The organism is Falsiroseomonas oryziterrae, from assembly GCF_021864505.1.
GTDB classification, from domain to species: domain Bacteria; phylum Pseudomonadota; class Alphaproteobacteria; order Acetobacterales; family Acetobacteraceae; genus Falsiroseomonas; species Falsiroseomonas oryziterrae.
On record NZ_JAKJIB010000311.1, the window covers coordinates 1 to 4,933 of the forward strand.

5 protein-coding genes are annotated in these 4,933 nt (G+C 72.4%); 4 read left to right on the forward strand and 1 reads right to left on the reverse strand.

What is annotated here, in order from left to right:
* On the forward strand, positions 1-871 hold an 871-nt coding region (locus L2I40_RS18965; protein ID WP_237216748.1), incomplete at its 5' end, for an NAD(P)/FAD-dependent oxidoreductase.
* Positions 858-2,018, forward strand: a complete 1,161-nt coding sequence (locus L2I40_RS18970; RefSeq protein ID WP_237216749.1) for an NAD(P)/FAD-dependent oxidoreductase — start codon at positions 858-860, stop codon at positions 2,016-2,018. The genes L2I40_RS18965 and L2I40_RS18970, both read left to right, overlap by 14 nt.
* Here the strand turns inward: L2I40_RS18970 and L2I40_RS18975 are convergent, their stop codons facing one another.
* The gene (locus L2I40_RS18975; RefSeq protein WP_237216750.1) at positions 2,019-2,810 is read right to left on the reverse strand and encodes an IclR family transcriptional regulator domain-containing protein; all 792 of its coding nucleotides are present in this window, start codon (positions 2,808-2,810) and stop codon (positions 2,019-2,021) included.
* A gap of 293 nt (positions 2,811-3,103) precedes the next feature.
* Here L2I40_RS18975 and L2I40_RS18980 point away from each other — a divergent pair, with 293 nt between their 5' ends.
* Complete coding sequence (locus L2I40_RS18980; RefSeq protein ID WP_237216751.1) at positions 3,104-4,009, forward strand: dihydrodipicolinate synthase family protein; 906 nt, start codon at positions 3,104-3,106, stop codon at positions 4,007-4,009.
* 1 nt (position 4,010) lies between these two features.
* Complete coding sequence (locus L2I40_RS18985) at positions 4,011-4,793, forward strand: SDR family oxidoreductase (protein WP_237216752.1); 783 nt, start codon at positions 4,011-4,013, stop codon at positions 4,791-4,793.
* The last annotated feature ends 140 nt before the right edge of the window (positions 4,794-4,933 follow it).

The window sequence follows — 4,933 nt, forward strand, 5'->3', positions numbered from 1 at the left end:
CGAAGTCGTGGCCGTCGCCGAGGCCGCGCCGCATCCGCGCAGCCGCTGGCGCGAGGCGCTGGCCATGGCGGCGGCCGATCTCGCGCTGGCCGCCAAGGGCGCGCGCTACCTGGCGACGCTCGCGCGCCGCCGCGTGCCGGTCCGCTACGGCACGATGCTGCATCGGATCGAGTCGGCGGAGGGCGGGCTCCGCGCCACGCTGCGCGGACCCGCGGGCGAGCGCGCGCTCGAAGCCGATACGGTCCTGCTCGGCTACGGCTTCCTGCCAAGCCACGAGGTGCTGCGCGCGCTGGGCGCGGAGGTGCATCACGATGCCGCCCGCGGCCAGTTCGTGCCGCGTCGCGATGCCGACGCGATGACGACGGTGCCGGGCCTCTACGCCGTCGGCGATTGCGCCGGCCTCGGCGGCGCGCCGGCTGCGCGGGAGGAAGGCATCATCGCGGCCGTTGCCGCCGCGCAGCGCCTCGGCGCCGAGGTGTCTGCCGCGATGCAGGCCGAGGCGACCGCTGCGCGTGACCGTCTCGCCCGCCATCGCCGCTTCCAGCATGCGCTGTGGCGTCTTTTCGCTGCGCCGCGCGCCGGGCTGTCGCTGGCCGATGCGGATACGCTCGTCTGCCGCTGCGAGGAGGTGACGAAAGGGGAGATCGACGCCGCGCTGGCGGATGGCGGACCGACGCTCGGCGAGGTGAAGCGCCGCACGCGCTGCGGCATGGGGCGCTGCCAGGGCCGCTACTGCGCGCCGCTGCTGGCCGAGCACCTCGCTGCGGTGCAGGGCCGCCCGCTCGACAATTTCGCGCTGTTCGCGCCGCGCGCGCCGGTCAAGCCGATCGCCATCGCCGATATTGTCGCGCTCTCCGATGACCGTGCGTGAGGTCGAGGTCGCCGTCGTCGGCGGCGGCATCGTCGGGCTCTGTGCGGCGCTGGAGCTTGCGCGCGAGGGCGTCGACGTGCTGGTGCTGGACGATGCCGCGCGGCTCGCCGGGACGACGGCCAACGCCGGAAGCCTGCATGTGCAGATGCAGAGCCGCTTCATCCGGATGTATCCCGACCAGGTGCCGGGGCTGGAACGCTCCCTGCCGCTCTACGTCGCCGCGGCGCGGCGCTGGGCAGAGCTTGAGCGCGAGCTGGGGACGAGCTTCGAGCTGAAGGCCTCGGGCGGGCTGATGGTCGCGGAGAACGCCGAATCCTACGAATTTCTTGCCCGCAAATGCGAACGCGAGAAGCGGCTTGGTCTTACCGTGCACATGCTGGACCGCGCCGAGCTGATGCGGGTCGCCCCCTATCTGGGCGAGGCGGTGGTCGGCGCGGAGTTCTGCGCCGAGGAAGGAAAGCTCAACCCGCTGCTGGCCAACCAGGCGGTCCGCCGCGCACTGCTCGCCGCAGGCGGCGCGCTGCTGCCGGAAGCGCGCGTGGAGCGGATCGAGCGTGACGGCACGGCCTGGAGGCTGGAGGGGCCCTTCGGCACGCTGCGCGCCGGGCGCGTGCTGCTCGCGGCCGGCGCGGGCACCGGCGCGCTGCTCGCGCCGCTCGGCATCCAGGTCCCGACGGTCGCCGAGCCGCTCCACATGAACGTCACCGAGGCGGCCGCACCGCTGATCGGCCACCTGGTCCAGCATGCCGAGCGGATGATCACGCTGAAGCAGCTCGCGGCCGGGCAGGTGGTGATCGGTGGCGGCTGGCCCGCGAGGCTCGCCGGCCCGCGCCAGCATCCGACGGTCGAGGCGTCGAGCCTGATCGGCAATCTGCGCTTGGCCAGCCACATCGTGCCGCGGCTCGCGCGGCTGCGGCTGATCCGCAGCTGGGCGGGGGTGAACACCACGGTGGACGGCCAATGCGTGCTCGGCGAGGTGCCGGGCCGTCCGGGCCTGTTCACGGCGGTGCCCGGCGACGCCGGCTACACGCTCGGTCCGCTCGTCGGGCGGCTGGCCGCGGGCGCGGTGCTCGGCCGGCGCGACCTCGATTTCGACATCCGGCCTTTCTCGCCTGGCCGCTTCGTCGGTGCGGCCGCGCCGGCATAGCTACTCCAGCGCCGCCTGGATGCGGGCGGCGGCCTCCAGCAGCTCGCCCAGGAAGCGCGTCCGCAGCTCCTCGAGCGACACGCGCGAGGTCGGGCCGCAGATGTTGAGCGCGCCGACCGTCACGCCGCCGCGCCCGCGCAGCGGCACGGAAAGCGAGCGCAGGCCCAGCTCCAGCTCCTCGTCCACGATCGCCCAGCCCGTTTCGCGCGCCTGGTCCACCGCTTCGAGCAGCGTGGCCTTGCTCGTCACGGTCTTCGGCGTGCGGGCCTCCGGGCGCGAGGCGGCGATGACGCGCTCGGCTGCGGCCGGGGTCAGCCCGCCGAGCAGGACACGGCCGACGGAGGTGCAGTAGGCCGGCGTGCGGCTGCCCACGCGCAGGTCCACGTTGATCAGGTGCCGCGCGCTCGGGATGTGCAGGACGTAGAGGACCTCCGTCCCGTCCAGCACCGCGCCGTAGCAGGATTCGCCGAGCCGTTCGGAGAGGCCCGCCAGAACCGGCCGCGCGATGTCCCAGACCGAGGAGGTCGCCATCACCGCATGGCCAAGTTCGAGCAGGCGCGGCGTCAGCGCGAAGCGCTTGCCGTCGGTCTCCGCATAGCCGGCATGGACGAGGGTGAGAAGGAAGCGCCGCGCGCTCGCCCGCGTGAGGCCGGCATGCTCCGCGACCTCGGTCAGCGTCATCCGCGGCCGGTCGCGGCGGAACGCCTTGAGCACCTCGAAGAGGCGGAGCGCCGAATGAACGAGCTCGCGCTCGGTGCCTGGCCGCGGCGCATCCTCGTCGAGGGTGAGCATGTCAGCGTCCGCTTCGTCGCTCGGCGCAGCCTGGTCTGGGACCATGTCCCACCTTTCGTCGGTCGTCGGCAGAGGGTGCCGCGCGTTCGCTTTGCGAACAAGAGGGGCATGTACGTGCGCGTGGCGAATGGCCCCTTGCTGGCACCGCGGCAATCCTGTTCACTCCGTGACAGGCTGTTCGCGCAACAGCCAGGTCCTGCAGAGCTGGACCCTCACGGCTACGCGCATCGGGGCGGCCTTCGCAGCGCCCGCGCAGATCGCGCCCGCCTGAGACTGCAGAGGAACGCACGCAGATGGACCGCAACAGCGTGGATTGGTCGGGGCCGATGCCCGCGGTCACCACTCCCTTCGACGCTCAGGGGCAGGTGGACCGCGCCGGGTTCCGCGCGAACATCGCGCGCCTGCTCGACGAGGGTGCGACCGGGATCGTCGCCTGCGGTTGCACCGGCGAGTTCTGGAGCCTGTCGCTCGCCGAGCGGAAGGCGCTCTACGCCGATGCCGTGGCCGGCGCCGCGGGCCGCGGGACGGTGATCGTCGGGACCGGCTGCGTCGGCGCCGCCGACACGATCGAACTGGCGCAGGCCGCGAAGGCGGCGGGAGCGGACGGCATCCTCGTCCTGCCGCCCTATTTCGTGAAGCTGACGGACGACGAGATCCATGCGCACTACGCCGCCGTCTCGGCCGCCTCGCCGCTGCCGATCGTCGTGTACAACATCCCCGGCAACGCGGTGAACGCGATCTCGCCGGCGCTCGCCTCGCGCCTCGCGGAGCTGGAGAAGGTCGTCGCGATCAAGGAGAGCAGCGGCGACTGGAACAACTTCTACGCCACTCTGCTGGCGGTGAAGGACCGCATCCGCGTCTTCTGCGGACCTTCCTCTGTCTTCGGCGTCCCGGCGATCCACGCCGGGGCCGACGGAACGGTGGACTGCTTCCCCAACGTGTGGCGCGGCACGCTCGACCTCTGGTATGCGGCGCGCGATCCGGCGCGGCTGTCCGAGGCGGAGGCGCTGCAGGCGACCGCGCGGAAGCTCACCGACCTCTTCGTCACCGGCGGCCGCACGCTCTATCCCGCCACCAAGGCGGCGATGGACCATCTGGGCTTCCCCGGCGGCGGGACGCCGCGGATGCCGCTGCAGAAGCTGACCGGCGAGCCGCTGGAAGGGCTCAAGCGCGGCCTGGCCGAGCTCGGGGTGCGCTGAGATGGACCTCGGCATCCGCGGACGCCAGGCGATCGTCTGCGCGGCGAGCAAGGGTCTCGGCCGCGCCTGCGCCGAGAGCCTCGCGCGCGAGGGCTGCGACCTGACGATCATCGCCCGCACGCCCGGCCCCCTGGAGGAGGCTGCGGAGGCGATCCGGCGTGCGCATGGCGTGCGCGTCACCACGGTCGCGGGCGACGTCAACACCGAGGCCGGGCGCGACGCGCTGCTCGCCGCCTGTCCTGCGCCGGACATCCTCGTCACCAGTCCTGGCACGCGGCAGGTGCCCGGCGACTTCCGCACCTGGGACCGCGCGGAGTGGGAGCGCTGGTGGAACGAGCATTTCTACACCGCGGTCGAACTGATGCGCCGCACCGCGCCGGGCATGTGCGACCGCCGGTTCGGCCGCATCGTCAACATCAGCGTCTCCTTCATCAAGTTCCCGCAGGTGGGATTCGCGCACAGCCATTCGGCGCGCGCGGGCCTGTCGGCGGCGATCGCGTCCATGGCGCGGGAACTCATCCCGCACAACGTGACGGTGAACAGCGTCTGCCCCGGCCTGTTCGACACCGAGGCGCTGCGCGTGAACCTGCATGGCCATGCGAAACGCGGCAACACCACCTATGAGGCGATCGTCGCGGACCGGCTGCGCACCTGTCCTGCGGGGCGCTTCGCCGATCCGTCGGAATGCGGCGACCTGGTCGCCTACCTGTGCAGCGCGCAGGCCGGATTCATGACCGCGCAGAACATCGTCAACGACGGCGGCGTCTACCAGGGTTTGTTCTGAATGGAAGCGGGCGCGCTGCTGCCGGCCGCCGGACGCGTGGCCGCGATCTCCGGCGCGGGCCGGGGCCTCGGCGCAGCGATCGCCCGCCGTCTCCTCGCCCAAGATTGGAATAGCACTCGTCTGAACTCCTGTCACTTGCT

What these genes read in the sequence shown, in the direction of transcription:
- L2I40_RS18970 (WP_237216749.1), top strand. Translation starts at nt 858, where the DNA reads ATGACCGTGCGTGAGGTCGAGGTCGCCGTCGTCGGCGGCGGCATCGTC.
- L2I40_RS18975 (WP_237216750.1), bottom strand. Translation starts at nt 2,810, where the DNA reads ATGCTCACCCTCGACGAGGATGCGCCGCGGCCAGGCACCGAGCGCGAG.
- L2I40_RS18980 (WP_237216751.1), top strand. Translation starts at nt 3,104, where the DNA reads ATGGACCGCAACAGCGTGGATTGGTCGGGGCCGATGCCCGCGGTCACC.
- L2I40_RS18985 (WP_237216752.1), top strand. Translation starts at nt 4,011, where the DNA reads ATGGACCTCGGCATCCGCGGACGCCAGGCGATCGTCTGCGCGGCGAGC.